Origin of the sequence: Chitinophaga sp. Ak27 (assembly GCF_012726295.1) — a bacterium.
Lineage (GTDB): Bacteria > Bacteroidota > Bacteroidia > Chitinophagales > Chitinophagaceae > Chitinophaga.
In genome coordinates, this window is record NZ_JABAOB010000001.1 from 1,150,526 (window position 1) to 1,167,729 (window position 17,204).

Here is a 17,204-nt window from a genome sequence, read left to right on the forward strand (position 1 = left end):
TAGTGTCGGAAAAGAAACGTTGGTAGTAGATGAGGAAAAAAAAATTTCAGTGGCGGGATGTTTTCATGAAACAGCGTTTATACATTGAGTTTCAGGTGCAGGTATTTCAACGCATTATTGATTTGTTTCTTTACTGTTTTGTCGGATATGTTAAGCTTATGAGCAATTTCCTTATGCGAAAGATCCTCTTTCCTGCTCAGGATAAATACTTCGCGCATCTTCAGGGGGAGTTTATCTATTTCCCGGTTCACCAGGTGAAGTAGTTCACTGGCGTCCAGCTGCTGTTCAAATACGTCGTCGGCTTCTGAAAACAGGAAGCCCCACGATTGACGGAAAGTAGTTTTTTTCATTTGCTGCCGGATGTAGCGGAAGCCTCCATATCGTACACAAGAAAAGAGATAGGCATATAATGAGGTAATGTTGCCCAGGTTGTGGCGCCGTTTCCATAACGAGACAAACACTTCCTGCAGAATATCTTCTGCTTCTTCGGTGTCTTTGATGGCTTTTACCAGGTAAAAGTAAAGTTGTTCCCAATAGCGCAGGTATATCACATCAAAGGCTTCCCTGTTGCCTTCTTTGAGCAAGTTTAATAGAAGATCGTCTGCATATTGTTGAAGATGCACACCATTCATAAGTGGAAAATTAACATAAACGTGAAACCTGTCTGATCCCGGCAAAAACCACCTGCTGCGAATTGACTTTTACCTCAGGACCGACGCCTGTCATTATTAATTGTCTAATATACAATTAATAATTATTAGCTGCTTATTTTTTTTAGGGGACCAAAAACCGGGAGGACTGGAACCGGGAAAACCTCGCTGCATGCTGTCGCTTTCCGCCCGCTTATTTGTCGCATTACCACCCGGTATAACTCCGCAGATCATCCTAAGTTTGCTGTATTATTCATCCTTTAAAAAATCACTTATGAGAGGGCAATTGATTAGCGAAACAGCACTAACCGGTCAACTACTGGTAGAGGTGTTGTCGGGCTTCGATGATAAACAACTCAATACCGTACCTTTTGAAGGTAGCTGGACGGCGGCGCAGGTAGCGGAACATATCTGGAAATCGGGAGATTGTGGCGTGGTGTATGGCCCGTCAGCACCTACGCAGCGGGCGGCCGACGAAAAGGTAAATGCGATAAAGGCTTTGTTCCAGGATTATAATGCAAAATTTAATGCAGCTGAGATGATTGCCCCCGGCAATGCACCACATACGCAAACGCAGGTAATGGAGCATATTCACCAGGTATGGGATAAGCTGACTACCGCTGCCAACACCGTAGATCTCAACGAAGAATGCCTGGCTTTTGAAGTACCCGGATTTGGTCCTTTTACCCGGTTGGAGTGGATCAAATTTATCAATATACATACCCGGCGGCATATCCGCCAGCTGGAAAATATCCAGGCGCATGTGTTGAAGGAGCAGAAAGCTTAAAGCAAAAAGCTATAGTAGCGGATGATATTCTGCGATTATTGAAAATCGCATTGGTCACTCGCTGCCATAGCTTTTTGCTTTCTGCTTAAGCTTTCCGCTTACTTAAAGTTAATCCCTAATCCCACCTGCAACTGCTGGGTTTTCCATTGATAACGATCATCGATATCATTGATATTGGACAGGCCCAATACATATCGGGCGTATACATGCAGCACGTCAAAGGTTAACGTAGCGCCGGCAGCGGCTCCCAGGTTGCCGCGTTTAAACGCGCTGCGGTTATAGGTGAGCAGGTTATCATTTTCGTAGAAAAGATAGCTGTATTCCGGTCCTGCATTAATCGTAATCATTTTATTAACATTGTAACGCAATAATACCGGGAGGGTGACGTAGCTTAACTTGATATTTTTATTGGCGCCGTCGTTACTATCATGAATATACCGTGCGCTGAAGTCATCTGCCCGCTTGGGACCGACCTGTGAAAACAATAACTCTGGCTGTATCCCCCATTTCTTCGTAACATCATAGGTGGCAAATACGCCAATTCTTCCTCCCAGCGTATAGTTGGGATTAATACCTTCTCCATCCAGCTTAAACATATTCAGGTCGGCTTTTAGGCCATAGTGAAACCCCTGGGCACTGAGGGATGAAACAGCAAAGCAGAAAACACACAAAGCTGCCAGCATTCGTTTTTTCATAGTTGTTATTTTAACCATAAAGAAACGAAGGGATCTGATACGTATTGCGGGCGGGAATTCACTAATAGATGATCCTGCCGATTTTAACGGTCATGCCCGGAATTTCCTCGGCCAATTCCATGGCTGCTCAGGTGAGATTAACCTTTTTTCCTGTTTTTACTGCCTGGTAAATAGCGTCTATAATCTTCAGGTCTTTCAGCGCCTCTTCGCCATTGACTGCTACCAACGGCTGCTTTCCGGCCAGCAGTATGTCAGCCATTTCTTCCATCTGCACCGTTTGATGGGTCATATGCGGCTGGGTGAGTTCCCCTCTAAAAGTGCGTCCTTTGATGGGTCCGTAGCCGGTAGAAGGTTGCAGTTCTGCAAACCCCTTTTCTCCGTTGAGGAAGAAGCGGTCGAGGTTATTCATATTATAGGTAGACAGGCAGGAGGCCACTGCGCCGCTGGGAAATCCCAGCTGGAACTGTATGGTTTCATCTACGCCAGCTTTAAACTTTACCGGGTCTGTTTTGGTTTCCTGGGCGGTTACCCACAATGGCTCTTCTCCCGTCATATAGCGCGCGCCGTTGATGGCATAAATACCAATGTCCATCAGCGAGCCGCCACCTGCCAGTTCCTTATTCAACCGCCATTGGGTAGGATCGCCTATACGGAAGCCGCACTGGCCCTGGAAGAATAATATTTTCCCGAATTCGCCATTATTCCGCATGCGGATAATCTCCAGCGTTTTGGGTTCAAAGTGCATACGATAGCCTACCAGCAATTGCACGTTGGCTTTTTTACAGGCTGCTATCATTTCAGCGCCTTCACGGGCATTGAGGGCCATTGGCTTTTCACAGATCACATGTTTGCCAGCAGCGGCTACCCGCAGTGTTTGCCCATGATGCAAAGCATTAGGCGTAGTAATGTATACCACATCTATGTCAGGATTATCCCTGATACGGTCGAAGTTGTCGTAGTTATAGCAATTGGCGGCCGGGATGCCAAAACGTTGCTGCCAGTCGGTGATTTTGGAAGGCGTTCCGCTGATCACGCCCACCAGTTTGGCCTTGGTGCAGGACTTCATGGCATCGGCTACGCGGTTGGCATAGCTGCCTAATCCCATGAGGGCTACTCTCAGTACTTTTCCTTCTTTCGGACGCCGGGTAACGGCCCAACCGGGGAGCGACATAAAAGGCAATACCATGGCCGTAGCGGCGATTTGCTGTAAGAAATTGCGGCGAGAATGCATAACGGGAATATTTTGGGTTTCACGAATGGTTTAATAATACGGAAAAAAGCTGAAAGCATAAAGCGAAAAGCTATTGAGGGAAAGAACTCAGCGAGTATTTAAAAATTCGCTTACGTAAATCTCCGCAATAGCTTTTCGCTTTATGCTTTCTGCTTTCCGCTTACTGTTTTACATCATACAAAATCACGAACTCTACCCGGCGATTACGGGCCTTGCCGGCATCTGTATTATTAGAGGCAATCGGATCACGATCCGATAATCCCCAGGTAAACATACGGTCGTTGTTCACATTAAAACTGTTGAGCAATCCCTTCGCAGAAGCCGCCCGCTTCTCAGACAGCTCCCTGTTATAATCGGCCGAACCGGTATTATCCGTATGACCTGTAATCAATATCTTGGTTTTGCTATACTTATTGAGAATTTCAGCAAAACGGCCAAAAGTAGGCTTTATAGCGTCATTTACCTGGTCGGATGAAGAGGCAAATAATACGTTGTTGGGGAAAATAATCTTTAAACTGTCCTTGATAATACTTACTTCCGCTTCATTCAATACGTTCTTCAACTCTTCGTACTGCTTGCTCATATATACATGTGGACTGCTGCTTTTCTTGGTAGATGCGCAGGAAGCCATAAAAGCCATTGCTACCAGGGCCAGCAAACAATAGCGTGTCATGAATAACATTCTTTTCATATCCTGTGTATTAGGGCACAAAGGTATGTAAAATAGCCATTATCAAGCTGTTGCACCGACAATCTCTAATATTCAGAAAAACATATATGCGTTAATGTTATATACTGTTATGGCTCGTCCCCGGATGACAGCTACCAGTGCCGGGATTCGGCGAAAAGTAGTGCGAATGTCATTTTCTTTCCCTATGGCTGGCATAGGACATTACAATAACATAATATTGGGGTTCCTTCCGGCCTCCCGGAATTTTTTTGATTTTAACGGTGAACAATTCATGAAAAAAGCACTGCTATTTGCTCTACTGGCCGTAGCTGGCCTGCAAGCCATGGCCCAAAATGCTCCCGCTGACACCCGGGTGTTCTGGGCCGAACATTTCAATACCGCCGACCTGCCCGACGGATGGAAAAACGTAGACTCAAGTCATAAACAACTCAACTGGATCATTACCAATCAGCCTTATCCCGGCTCATTCGAATACCAGCAACAGGCACCTCCCATCGCCTCTAAAAGCCGCGGCTATCACCTGCAATTCCAGGCAGGCTACTTCGTAGATGAAGACCAGCCATCCTGGGTTAAAAAGAAAGAATATCCTGACACGTGGGTCCAGACTGCCGCTATCAACTGTGCCGGCAAGTCGTCGGTGATACTGCGGTTCCAGCATACCTTCCGGTACAACAGCGCCTTTGCCGCCCCCGGCGCCGCTTTGCTGGCAGGTATAAGCACCGATGGCATTCACTGGACCGACTTCAACGTAATGAACAATGTACCAACGGCCAACGACATGTTTATTCCTATTAACCAGGAACTCAACATTTCTAAAATAGCCGCTCACCAGCCACAGGTATACATCCGTTTTTACTGGAAAGGATTTTACAGCTGGTACTGGATGATCGATGATATTGAACTGGCAGAAGGTTACAAAAAAGACCTGGCTCTTACTCGCCTCACTTCCCATACAGAAGAAAAAAATACGTTCACCAAAGCCGATGAATTGGCCATCACCGTGAAAAACAGCGGGATAGATGCCATCAAATCCGCCTTTACCGTGCGCTGCAACATCGACCAGCGACCACCGGTAACAGTGACTGTACCTGCCAATAAAAAGGGACTGCAGCCCGGCCAGGAACTGAACATCAAATTCCCGGCTACCGACCTCACCGATCGCCCTATGCATAATGTGGCGTTTGTATTGCAGTACCCGGAAGATGAACACCACGCCAATGACTCCCTGCGCGTACACATCAACGCTAATGCGTCGCACATCGGTAATGTAACCGGCTTCCAGGCTGCCGGCGCCAATGAATTTGATATCCGCGCAGGCTTATCGGCCTCTAAGCTCATCTTTTACGCGGATGATATCTTCCGGCTTTGGATGGCCCCGGATGGCGAATTTACCGACCCCGCCGGCAACGACATCGTGGTGATGAATCAGCCAGGAAAGGTTTCCCTTAGCAGCAGCGACAAAGGTGCTTACTACCAGGTAAAAAGCAACAGCTGCGTGGTACGTATATATAAGCAGCCCTTACGCTTTGCCCTATACGATATTACCGATACCAAAGCTATCTGGGAAGAGTCGGCCCCGCTTACGTTTGGCTCGGTGACCACCCAAACCATGAAACGTCAGCCCAACGAATATTTCTATGGCGGCGGCATGCAGAATGGCTATTTCTCCCATCGCGGACAGGAAATTTTAATAGAAAAAGGAAATGGCTGGGATAATGGCGGCCGCCCTAACCCCGCGCCATTCTATATGTCCACTGCCGGATACGGTGCTTTTAGGAACACATTCGATGTAGGTAAATATGATTTTAGAGATACGCTGCAATTCAAACACAATGAAAACCGTTTCGACTGCTTCTATTTCTACGGCCCTTCCCTCAAACAAATTCTCGATGGCTATACCCGCGTTACCGGCCGACCTTTCCTCATGCCTCGCTGGGCGCTGAGCCTGGGCGACGCCAACTGCTACAATCGCGGCGGTACCGGCACCGACTCCAAAGCATATAAAGGTACCGGAACTACCGGTACCACCCCGGATGTAATTAAGCTGGTGGCCGACAAATACATCGAAAACGATATGCCCCGTGGCTGGATTCTGCCGAACGATGGCTACGGCTGTGGTTATACGAAACTGGACTCTACCATCATGGAACTCCATAAGCGTGGTTTCTATACCGGCTTGTGGACAGAAAACGGGGTAGATAAAATAGCCAAAGAAGTAGGCGTATACGGCTCCCGGTTAGCCAAACTGGATGTAGCCTGGGTAGGCCCTGGTTATAAGTTTGCGCTGGATGGTTGCAAGGCCGCTTATGAAGGCATCGAAAATAACAGCGATGCCAGGGGCTATATCTGGAGCGTAATGGGCTGGGCAGGTACCCAACGCTATTCCACCGTATGGTCGGGCGACCAATCGGGCAACTGGGAATATATCCGCTTTCACATCCCCACCATCATTGGCGCGGGCTTATCGGCCCAAAACGCCGCCACCGGCGATGTAGACGGCATTTTCCGGGGCAGCGACTCTACCTACGTACGCGACCTTCAATGGAAATGTTTTACGCCCGTACTCATGGTCATGAATGGCTGGGCAAAGAAAAATAAGCAGCCCTATCTCCAGGGGGAAACAAACACCGCCACCAACCGGAAATACCTGCGGCTCAAAATGCGGCTCACCCCCTATATGTATACCCTCTGCGCAGATGCCCATGCTACCGGCGTTCCTGCATCCAGGGCTATGATACTGGAATTTCCGGAAGATACGGTATGCCGTGGTACCGCTACGCAATACCAGTTTATGAACGGGCCATCCTTACTGGTAGCACCCGTATATAAAAGTGAAGGCAAGCGCGACAGCATTTATCTCCCTGCCGGCACCTGGTACGATTACTGGGATGGCACCGCCTATACCGGCGCCACCGTGCTGAATAACTATAACGCCCCGCTGGAGAAGTTACCGCTGTTTGTAAAGCAAGGCGCCATTATTCCTATGTATCCGCAGATGAACTATGATGGAGAAAAAAAAACAGATACACTCACGCTCGACATTTATCCTGCCGGTAAATCTTCTTTCGATTTATATGAAGATGATGGATTGACCCGCGAATACAAAAACGGGGCCTTTGCCAGAACGCTGATCGAAGCAGATGCCACCCAGGGCACACGTATCACCATCAACGCGGCCAGGGGCGCTTATCCCGGTATCAACAAACAACGCGTATACCTGCTCCAGGTACACCGTGCTACCGCTCCAAAAAAGGTGATGGTCAATGGCCAGGCAGTGAAAGTGTTCAGCAGTCAACAGGCCTTCGATAAAGCGGCTACCGGTTGCTTCTTTAATGCATCCGATAAAAAAGGTACGTTACATATTAAGACACCTTACCTGGATACCGCTGCTGCACAGCAGATCAGTATCCAGTAGCAATAATTGTTGCAGGAGGGAGGCCGGATCCAATGATCCGGCCTTTTTTTATAGCATTAATTTCTATCTTGTAGTAACTATGACGACCATTCCTTTACTACAAAGCCTATTGGGCCTGTTAGCGGGCGTTGCCCTCATTGTATTGCTCACGGCCCGGTTCCGGGTACATGCATTTTTTGCTTTATTGCTGGCAGCAGTATTGACCGGTTGTATATTAGGCCTGCCGGCAGCAGATATTCTCGGCAGTATCAAATCCGGCATGGGCAGCATTATAGGTTCATTAGGATTACTGATTATACTGGGCACTACATTGGGTCTGATACTCGAACAGAGTGGCAGCACGGCGGTACTGGCCAATTATGTATTGCAACGTATTGGTACCGGTAAGGCGGCATTGACTATGAATATGATTGGTTACCTGGTGGGCATGCCTATTTTTTGTGATTCGGGATTTATTGTATTAAGCGGATTAAACAAAGCGCTGGCACAGCGTTCCGGCGTATCGCTGATGATCATGGCTTCCTCTCTGGCCACCGGCTTATACGCCGTGCATTGCCTCATGCCGCCACATCCGGGTATTACTGCGGCGACTGTTACCATTCATGCCGAAACCGGTATGGTGATGCTCTATGGCCTGCTGATTGCTATCCCCGCGGCCGCAGGCGGTTATGTATGGTCCGTATTTGCAGGAAAACGTTTAGCCGCTCACGTTAGTACCGAAAATACTGCCACGCCAGTGGCTGCGGGACCTTCTGTAGGGATGTCGGTGCTGCCGGTGGCGGCTCCTATCTTACTGATTGCGGTACGCTCGCTCTTTAGCCTGGAAACCGGCGTGGCGCCATCTCATGCCTTAAAAACCGTGGCGTTGCTGGGCACCCCGGAAATAGCGCTCAGTGTGGGCATCCTGTTAGCCTTAACACAATTGAAAAATAAGGCCGGCGCTTTGCTGCAGGAAAGCGCAGAAAAAGCTGCCGGCATACTGGTGATTATAGGCGCTGGTGGGGCTTTTGGGGCCATCCTGGCCAAAGCCGATATTGGTAGTCACATTGCACAAAGCCCGGCAGTGGCCGCCATGGGGTTATTACTCCCCTTCCTCGTCACCGCGTTGCTCAAAACTGCCCAAGGCTCTTCGACCGTGGCTATCATTGCAGCCGCTGCAATTATGCAACCATTGCTGCCCATTATCGGGTTAGATTCCGGCAATGGCCGCATCATCTGTGTATTGGCTATGGGCGCCGGATCGATGATGATTTCCCATACAAACGATGCCTACTTCTGGGTTATTTCCCGGTTTTCCGGGTTGGAAGTAAAGGATATGCTGCGGGTATATAGTACCAGCACTATCGTGATGGCGCTGGTATCGCTGGCAGGCGTGTATGGGTTATCACGTTGCCTGCCGGGGATATAATATTATGCAGAAAGCGCCTGGTCCAGGTCGCGGATAATATCGTCTACATCCTCCAGTCCTACGCTCAGGCGGATTAAGCCATCAGAAATACCTGCTTTTTCGCGGTCCTCTTTCTTCATACCGGAATGCGACATAGACGCCGGGTGAGAGATGAGCGTATCTACCGTACCCAACGACACTGCCCGTAAACACATTTGCAGGCGGTCGATAAATCGTACGGCCGCTTCAAATCCCGCTTTTAGTTCAAAGCTCATTACCGCGCCAGGGTGGCGCATTTGCCGGGCCGACAATGCATAATCTGGATGATCAGGCAACCCATTAAAGTTTACTTTGGCTACCGCCGGATGGCCGTGAAGAAATTCCGCTACCTGTTGCGCGTTGCTGCAATGTTGCTTCATACGGAGCTCCAGGGTTTTAATGCCCTGGATGAGCAGGTAGGTATCAAAAGGATTGGCGCAACCACCCAGCAAAGTCGCGGTTTTACGCGCCTTCGACTGCATAAAGGCAATATCTTTTCCAATAAACACGCCGCCGATAGCGGTGCCATGCCCGTTCATAAACTTGGTAGTAGAATGAAATACGAAGTCAACGCCATAGCGGAATGGCTGCTGCAGGTAGGGTGTAGCGAAGGTATTATCTACACTCACTTTCACCTGGTGCCTGCCGGCGATGCGGCATACCGCTTCCAGGTCGACGCAGCGCATAGAGGGATTGGCGGGCGATTCAATATGGATCAGTTTCACAGCACGATTAGCCGACAACAGGGCATCGAGTCCTTCCTGGTCGTGCAGGTCTACAATTTGTGCCGTTACCCCAAAGGCAGGCAGGAAGTTAAACAGGAACTCGTGGGTGCCTCCATATAATGAATAGTGAGTAAGCACCTGGTCGCCCGCCACCAGGTTCGACAGCATCAGGGTAGCCATGGCGGCCTGTCCACTGGCATGTAAAATAGCTTTCAGCGGCAGTGAGCTGCCATCTTCTTGTTCCAGCCCCAGCGCTTCCAGTGCGGCAATCACCTCTTCTGCAACGGTTACTGTAGGGTTGCCGAAGCGGGAATAAATATAACCGGGGGCCGTACCCTGGAAACGGTCCATACCTTGTTGCGCATTATCGAAAGTAAATGTAGAAGTAGCGAAAATTGGCACCAGGTGGGCATTCTCAGCGATATGGGATTGCGCGGCATGGATAGCTGCGGAAGCCATGTTAGTATAATTAGTCATACAGTCGTTTAAAAGTTTCCGGTAGTGGTATAAAAATAAAAAAGTAAAATGAAATGCCATCTATCAAAGAAAGCGTTTGCAGAAAACCCCTAAATGCCCTAATATTGAGGGCAGCTAAACATTTTTGCCACCAATAACCAGGAACACGCTGTGAACATACCAGACGACAGAAAACTTTTTTCAGCAATCGCCCATGGAGATGAAGCAGCGTTTCGTTTATTATATCACCGGTACAATGCCTTGCTGATAGGCTCTGTCAAAAAATTACTGAAGTCGGATACCACCGCAGAAGAAGTGATGCAGGAAGTATTCCTAAAGGTATGGCTGCTCCGCGACACGCTGGCAGATATCGAAAATCCAGGCGGCTGGCTGTACACACTGGCTTCCAACAGATCGTTGTCGGTGCTCCGGCAACATGCCCGGGAAAAAAATCGGCAAGACGATATCATCGCTGACATTCCTGATCAGGATGACTTTTCTGCCGGCATTTATGCAAAGGAGCTGCAAGGCCTGATTAAAACAGCGGTGGAAAAATTACCGGCCTCCCGCAGGGAAGTATTTATGATGAATACGCAGGAAGGCAAATCCCGCCGGGAAATTGCCGAAGCGCTGGACATCTCTGAAAACACCGTTAAAAACCAACTGGTTACCGCCCGCAAATTTATCCGGGAATACCTGGAAAAACACACCGGCACCCGCCTTCCTATCTTACTGATTACCCTGTTGTCGAGATTTTTGTGATTTTTTTTCTGACGCATAGTACACTTGTTATTTTTTAGCGTCTAACCAGCAAAAGAAGGGAACAGTATCGTGGAAGCTAAAGATTATTATCGCTTTTTATTACAGCGTTATTACGAAGGTACCGCCTCCGCTGCGGAGGAAGCTGAATTGTTTGCAGCATTGCGTACCAATAACGACGACGAGGAATGGACCGCGCTCATCAACGAGCTGCATACCACTGCTATAGCCGATCCGGCCTATGATCCTTCTGTATATGAACCACAGCTCCAGCGTATTTTGCATGGAGAACCAGTGGTAAAAAAAATCCGCTTCTATCGTCGCCCTTATGTGGCGGCGGCGGCAATCGCCGGACTACTCCTCAGCACCGCTGCCTGGTTTACCTGGCGGCATCATACGCCACCGCCCCCCGTGGCAATAACGGCCAATACTGATGTGCAACCGGGAAAGAATGGCGCTGTATTAACGCTCGGAGATGGCAGCCAGGTAGTATTGGACAGCTTAAACAATGGCGTGGTAACCACCCAGCAAGGTACCCGCGTTACCCTTCAAAACGGCCAGCTGGCCTATGATGCATCAGCCGCCGGCACAGTAAGTTATAATACCATGAGCACCCCACGCGGTCGCAAATTCAGGCTTCAACTGCCGGATGGTACCCAGGTATGGATCAATGCCGCCAGCGCCATCAGCTTCCCTACCGCCTTTACCGGCAGCAACAGAACTGTTACCCTCAATGGGGAAGCCTATTTTGAGGTAGCACCCAACAGCCGGCAGCCATTTATTGTGAAATTAAATAATGAAACCAGCGTAGAAGTGCTGGGCACACATTTTAATATCAATAATTACCAGGAAGACGCCAACATCAGCACTACCCTGCTCGAAGGTGCGGTGCGCGTAAATGTACATCATCAACCAAAAGTATTGCAGCCAGGGCAACAGCTGCTGATCAATAAACCAACCGGCGCCACCACCCTGCAACACCAGGTAGATACCCTGGCCGTTATTGCATGGAAAAATGGGGTGCTTAATTTCCAGGATAAAAAACTAACCACCGTCATGAGCATCATTGCCCGGTGGTATGATATTGAAGTGGTATATGAATCAACGCCGCCAGACATCACCTTTGTAGGAGAAATAGGTAGTGATGTAAACCTCTCCAGCGTACTCAATTTCCTGAAAGATTCAGGCATTCACTTCCAGCTGACAGGCAGAAAAATAATTATAAAATCATAAAAAGACGTTTTTATCAGACATGTTATAGAAAAACAGTGAACTAAACATTCAACCATCAACAAGCAGGACACCTGTAATAAAAAACCGGAAGTGTTTCGACCCACCTCCGGCTAAGAAAGATACAGCTATGCAAAACAGTTGAGTATTCCATACAACAATCTATTTACAAGCCAAATCAATGCAAAGCTATGCAAAAAATTGCTCTTTGTAACCGGTATTCCCATGCGCCTATGTTAGGAAAAACATGCAACAGGAGCCGGTTTTCAACCAAAATGCTGTTAGTTATGAAACTGACTTTCTTATTATTAACTACCGCTTTACTGCAAGTGAGTGCCACGGGGTATGCGCAACTGATCACCTGGTCGGGACGCAATGTGCCGGTAGAAAAACTATTCTCGGTTATCCGGAGGCAATCCGGTTATACCGTAGTAGCCAGCCGCGAAGTACTGGAAAAAGCACATCCCATTACCCTGAAAGTGGAAAATGTATCTATACAGACCTTCCTCGATCTCCTGCTGAAAGATCAGCCGCTGAAATATGTGATTGAAAACAAGTCTGTATTCATCTCTCCCAGACCAACGACCTATAACAACAACAGCAGTCCTGCTGCGCCTCCCATCGAAGTACGGGGAAAAGTAACCGATGAAACCGGCCATCCGCTGCCCGGCGTTTCAGTAAGGGTTAAAAATACCTCCCAGGGCGTGAGTACCGCCGATGATGGTTCTTACACCCTCCGCATCAGCGCAGGAGGCCCTCAGGTATTAATCTTTTCTTTTGTGGGAATGGCGCCCCAGGAAGTTGCCGTAGCCAGCAGCGGCACATTCAACATAACGCTGAAAGCTTCCCTGGAGCAACAAACAGAAGTGGTTGTAGTAGGTTATGGTACACAGAAAAGAAGCGATGTAACCGGCGCCATATCCTCTGTACCGAAAGAAAGACTGCAAAATCTTCCCGTTACAAATGTTTTGCAATCGATTCAAGGAACTACACCCGGGGTAAATATCATCAGCAACAGCAGCAAGCCAGGAAGCTCTCCTGCTTTCTATTTGCGCGGCCTTAAATCCGTTAACGCCAGTAACGAGCCCCTCATTGTATTAGATGGTATCCCTTTCAGCGGCAGCTATAATGATATCAACCCCAACGATATCGCTTCGATCGATCTGCTGAAAGATGTTTCTGCCTCGGCCATCTATGGCTCCAGGGGCGCCAATGGCGTGATCATGATCACCACCAAACAAGGTAAAACCGGTAAGCCACAGATCAGCTATAATGGCTATGCCGGCCCGGAATACCAGTCCAACGTAGTAAAACAAATGAACGGTGAACAATACCGCACCAAAAACCACTGGTATAATATCCAGGCGGGCCGCCCCGATGCACCAGACTTGCCTTACCTATCTGAACAAAATAATTTTGCCAACGGAGCCAAAGAAGTAGACTGGCTCAAAGAAATTGCACAACAGGGATATATTCATAGCCACGAATTGAGTATTTCCGGCGGTAGCGACAACGTGAAATATTATCTCTCCGGTACCTACCTGAAAGAAGATGGTACCCTTAAAGGCTACCAGTACAACCGCTCCAGCATCCGCGCTAATGTAGACGCCAAGGTAACGTCCTGGTTGAGAACCGGCGTGAATATGTTCCTCGTTAATAACAATAACGATGGCGGTGAAGTATCGCTCTTTAGTGCCAATGCCCTCAGCCCTTACGGCACGCTTTACAACGCAGCCGGCGACTACGAGGTATACCCGATTGCACCGCAAACACTGTATACAAGCCCCCTGATCAATCTGTACGATCCGGCCATCAGTCGCAGTAAAAACATGACGGCCAGCGGGTATGCGGAAATAGCACCAGATTTTGTAAAAGGACTGAAATACCGGGTCAACGCCTCCTATTCTTTCCGCCCTAACCGCAGTGGCGACTATACCGGTCGCAAAATGGGCGATATGCAAGGCACTGCCCAGGTGATTAACGGAGAAAGTAAACAATGGATCGTTGAAAATCTTCTTACCTATACTACCCAGTGGAAGAAACATCACCTCGATCTCACCGGTTTATACAGTGCACAGAAAGACGAAAACTTTACCTCCCAGCTGGATGCCAATTCTTTTGTAAACGATAACCTCGACTTCTACAATATGAAAGCAGCACAGGTGCAGAAAACTACCACTTCCTACACCGGCAGCATGCTCTTGTCGCAAATGTTCCGGATCAACTATAACTACGACAGCCGCTACCTGCTCACTGCCACTATCCGTCGTGATGGCTACTCCGGCTTTGGGCCGGATAATAAATACGGCGTGTTCCCTTCTGTGGCGGTAGGCTGGAATATTCATAATGAGAAATTCATGGCGCAACTCCCATTGATTTCCCAACTAAAACTACGCGCTTCCTATGGTACTTCCGGCAACCAGGCGGTAGGCAGCTATCGCACCCTGTCGCGCCTTGCCACTACCAATTATGTATTTGACGGGGTTACAGCCGTAAGTGTAGTCCCCGATATATTAGGCAACAGCAAACTCAAATGGGAAACAACCTCCGGTCTGAACCTGGGCATCGACTTTGCTTTGTGGAACAACCGCCTCAGCGGTAGCATTGAAACCTACAGCACCCGCACCTACGACCTGTTGCTGAGCAGGAAAATACCGGCTGCCAACGGCTATACTTCTGTATATGACAATATCGGCGAAACGGCCAATAAGGGGCTGGAAATATTACTGAACAGCCGCAATATCCAATCCGAAAACTTCACCTGGCAAACGGCTTTCAACATCTCCTTCAACAGGAATAAAGTAGTATCGCTGTATGGCGATAACAAAGATGATATCGGCAACAACCTGTTCATTGGTAAGCCACTGCTGGGCATTTACGATTATACCATGACAGGCATCTGGCAGGAAGGAGAAGATGCTAAAATAGATCCCGGCGCCAAAGCAGGTTATCTCAAATTCAAAGACCTGGATAACAGTGGTAAAATAGATGCCGCCGACCGTTCCTATCTCGGCACACAATTACCAAAATATATTGCCGGCCTGACAAACACCTTTACCTATAAAAACTTTTCACTGAATATCTTCCTGCAGGATGTACACGGAGCGCTACGGGCCAACAACATCCTCGACAACCGTGATCAGGCAGGCATTATCAACCTGCCGGCTTCCATTCCTTACTGGACTTCCGAAAACAAGATCAATACTAACCCGGCCTTGTTTTACACCAATCCAAAAGGATATAAATATGCCCAGGATGCTTCCTTTATCCGCGTGAAAGACGTAACCCTCAGCTACAACTTCAACAAGCAGGCCTTACAGCGTTACAACATTTCTAACCTGCAGGTATATATCAGTGGCCGTAACCTGGCTACCATCACCAAATGGCAGGGATACGACCCGGAAACATCGCCGTCCTCTATTACTTCTTCCAGCACGCGCTTAAATAACGGACAGGGCGCGGGCCAGCAGAGCTCCGATTTTTATCCGCTGAATATGTCGTTGATACTGGGTGTTAATATCAGTTTATAATTTTAAAAGAGATGACCATGAAAAATTGCTTATATATATGCAGGATCTTAGTTGCGGGGGTATTAACACTGTCTGTTTCCTCCTGCAGTAAACATTTTCTTGACGAAGACCTTAAATCGGCCTATGCACTGGATAATACGCTGGTAGATGAATTAGGCTTCGAAGCCGCCAGCACCGGGATGCTTAGTGTCATGCGCAATGACTACGGAGATACGCAGGGCCTACTGGCCACCTTTTATGTAGGTACTGATATGGCCGTTACCGGTCAGCCGAATACCATACAGGCGCCATATGAAAACTACCAGAACCTCAATTCCCAAACAGGTTCGCTGAGCAGCATCTGGAACTATGGTTATAAATTAATCAATACGGCCAATGCGATCATTACCGCCTCGGCCAACCCGAAGGCAACGCTCACGCAGGCCCAGCGCGACTTATACAAAGCGGAAGCCTGTTTCTTCCGAGCGTATGCATATAACCATCTCTCTATCCTGTTTGGTGGGGTGCCATTGATTACCACGCCGGTAACAGCACCCCGCACCGATTTTACCCGGGCTACTGAAACAGCGGTGATACAACAAATCATCGATGACCTCACCTTTGCAGAGGCACACCTGCCAGATCCGGCCAGTGTAAAGAAACAGGGGCGCATCAATAAATTTGCGGCGGCACAACTGTTAGCCGAAGCCCTGCTGCGCGCCAACAAGCCTGCCGATGCAGAAGCCGCCGCCAAAAGGATTATCAATAGCAATTTCTTTAGCCTCATCAATGCCCGCTATGGCGTAAAAGCATCCCAACCAGGTGATCCTTTTGCCGATATGTTTACCTACGGTAATATGCGCCGTAACCAGGGCAATACCGAAGCCATCTGGGTTATAGAGCAACAATACAATATCCCGGGAGGCGCCTCCGCATTTGATCAGCGCCGCCGCGAGTGGGGACCTTTTTATGTAAACGTAGCCGGCATGAAAGTATGCGATTCCCTCGGCGGACGCGGCATCGGCAGAATACGGCCTACCAACTGGTGGACATACAACCTGTATGATAACGACGATATGCGCAACTCCCGCTTCAATATCCGCCGCCAGTACTATTACAACGATCCTGCTTCTCCTAAGTATGGACAACCCGTGAATGCTACCGGCTTCGATACCATCCAGAACATCTATGCCCATACCACCAAATGGTATGAGTTCCAACCACAGGATATACAGGGCGCGCAATCGTACAAAGACAGGATACAGATGCGTCTTGGAGAGACTTACCTGCTGCTGGCAGAAGCACAGTTCAAGCAGGGGCACAATGCTGATGCCGCCACCAGCATCAACGTAATCCGCAACCGCGCCCACGCAACACCGGTGCAACCCGGCGATGTAACGCTGGACTATATCCTCGATGAAAGGGCCCGGGAACTCACCGCAGAAGAGCTGCGCCGCCTCACCCTCATCAGGACTAATACACTGGTGGCCAGAGTACGCAAATACAATCCGAAAGTAGCACCCACCATCAGCGATTTTAACATACATCTGCCTATTCCACAATCAGAAATTGATGTGAATAAAGATGCCGTGCTCACACAAAATGATGGCTACGGTAAATAAATCATTGC

At 48.6% G+C, this 17,204-nt stretch carries 12 protein-coding genes; 7 read left to right on the plus strand and 5 right to left on the minus strand.

From position 1 onward, the window contains the following. Positions 1 to 77: 77 nt before the first annotated feature. A complete protein-coding gene (locus tag HGH90_RS04480) occupies positions 78 to 632 on the minus strand; it encodes an RNA polymerase sigma factor (RefSeq protein ID WP_169190479.1) in 555 nt (184 codons plus the stop codon). A 292-nt stretch (positions 633 to 924) separates the two neighbouring features. Here HGH90_RS04480 and HGH90_RS04485 point away from each other — a divergent pair, with 292 nt between their 5' ends. Beyond that, the gene (locus tag HGH90_RS04485) at positions 925 to 1,437 is read left to right on the plus strand and encodes a DinB family protein (RefSeq protein ID WP_168763807.1); all 513 of its coding nucleotides are present in this window, start codon (positions 925 to 927) and stop codon (positions 1,435 to 1,437) included. 98 nt (positions 1,438 to 1,535) lie between these two features. On the opposite strand, the gene HGH90_RS04490 is transcribed toward HGH90_RS04485, so the two are convergent. The 3 genes from HGH90_RS04490 to HGH90_RS04500 all read right to left on the minus strand — a co-directional run bounded on the left by HGH90_RS04490 (position 1,536) and on the right by HGH90_RS04500 (position 4,054). Beyond that, complete coding sequence (locus HGH90_RS04490) at positions 1,536 to 2,132, minus strand: porin family protein (protein ID WP_168763808.1); 597 nt, start codon at positions 2,130 to 2,132, stop codon at positions 1,536 to 1,538. A 127-nt stretch (positions 2,133 to 2,259) separates the two neighbouring features. After that, positions 2,260 to 3,363 (minus strand): Gfo/Idh/MocA family protein, encoded by a 1,104-nt coding sequence (locus tag HGH90_RS04495; RefSeq protein WP_168763810.1) that lies wholly within the window; start codon positions 3,361 to 3,363, stop codon positions 2,260 to 2,262. Between the two features lie 160 nt (positions 3,364 to 3,523). After that, a complete protein-coding gene (locus HGH90_RS04500) occupies positions 3,524 to 4,054 on the minus strand; it encodes an OmpA family protein (protein WP_168763812.1) in 531 nt (176 codons plus the stop codon). A gap of 271 nt (positions 4,055 to 4,325) precedes the next feature. Between HGH90_RS04500 and HGH90_RS04505 the strand changes: the two genes are divergently transcribed. Then, a complete protein-coding gene (locus HGH90_RS04505; RefSeq protein ID WP_211092945.1) occupies positions 4,326 to 7,469 on the plus strand; it encodes a TIM-barrel domain-containing protein in 3,144 nt (1,047 codons plus the stop codon). 79 nt (positions 7,470 to 7,548) lie between these two features. Further along, a complete protein-coding gene (locus HGH90_RS04510) occupies positions 7,549 to 8,877 on the plus strand; it encodes a GntP family permease (RefSeq protein WP_168763814.1) in 1,329 nt (442 codons plus the stop codon). Positions 8,878 to 8,879: 2 nt separating this feature from the next. Here HGH90_RS04510 and HGH90_RS04515 read toward each other — a convergent pair whose 3' ends face one another. Beyond that, positions 8,880 to 10,097, minus strand: a complete 1,218-nt coding sequence (locus HGH90_RS04515; protein WP_168763816.1) for a trans-sulfuration enzyme family protein — start codon at positions 10,095 to 10,097, stop codon at positions 8,880 to 8,882. A 150-nt stretch (positions 10,098 to 10,247) separates the two neighbouring features. Here HGH90_RS04515 and HGH90_RS04520 point away from each other — a divergent pair, with 150 nt between their 5' ends. The 4 genes from HGH90_RS04520 (at position 10,248) to HGH90_RS04535 (ending at position 17,196) form a co-directional block, all read left to right on the plus strand. After that, a complete protein-coding gene (locus HGH90_RS04520) occupies positions 10,248 to 10,838 on the plus strand; it encodes an RNA polymerase sigma-70 factor (RefSeq protein ID WP_168763818.1) in 591 nt (196 codons plus the stop codon). A gap of 69 nt (positions 10,839 to 10,907) precedes the next feature. Further along, the gene (locus HGH90_RS32070; RefSeq protein WP_168763819.1) at positions 10,908 to 12,068 is read left to right on the plus strand and encodes a FecR family protein; all 1,161 of its coding nucleotides are present in this window, start codon (positions 10,908 to 10,910) and stop codon (positions 12,066 to 12,068) included. Between the two features lie 284 nt (positions 12,069 to 12,352). Then, positions 12,353 to 15,595, plus strand: coding sequence for a TonB-dependent receptor (locus HGH90_RS04530; protein WP_168763821.1), 3,243 nt, complete (start codon positions 12,353 to 12,355; stop codon positions 15,593 to 15,595). 17 nt (positions 15,596 to 15,612) lie between these two features. Beyond that, positions 15,613 to 17,196 (plus strand): RagB/SusD family nutrient uptake outer membrane protein, encoded by a 1,584-nt coding sequence (locus HGH90_RS04535; RefSeq protein ID WP_168763822.1) that lies wholly within the window; start codon positions 15,613 to 15,615, stop codon positions 17,194 to 17,196. Positions 17,197 to 17,204: the final 8 nt, after the last annotated feature.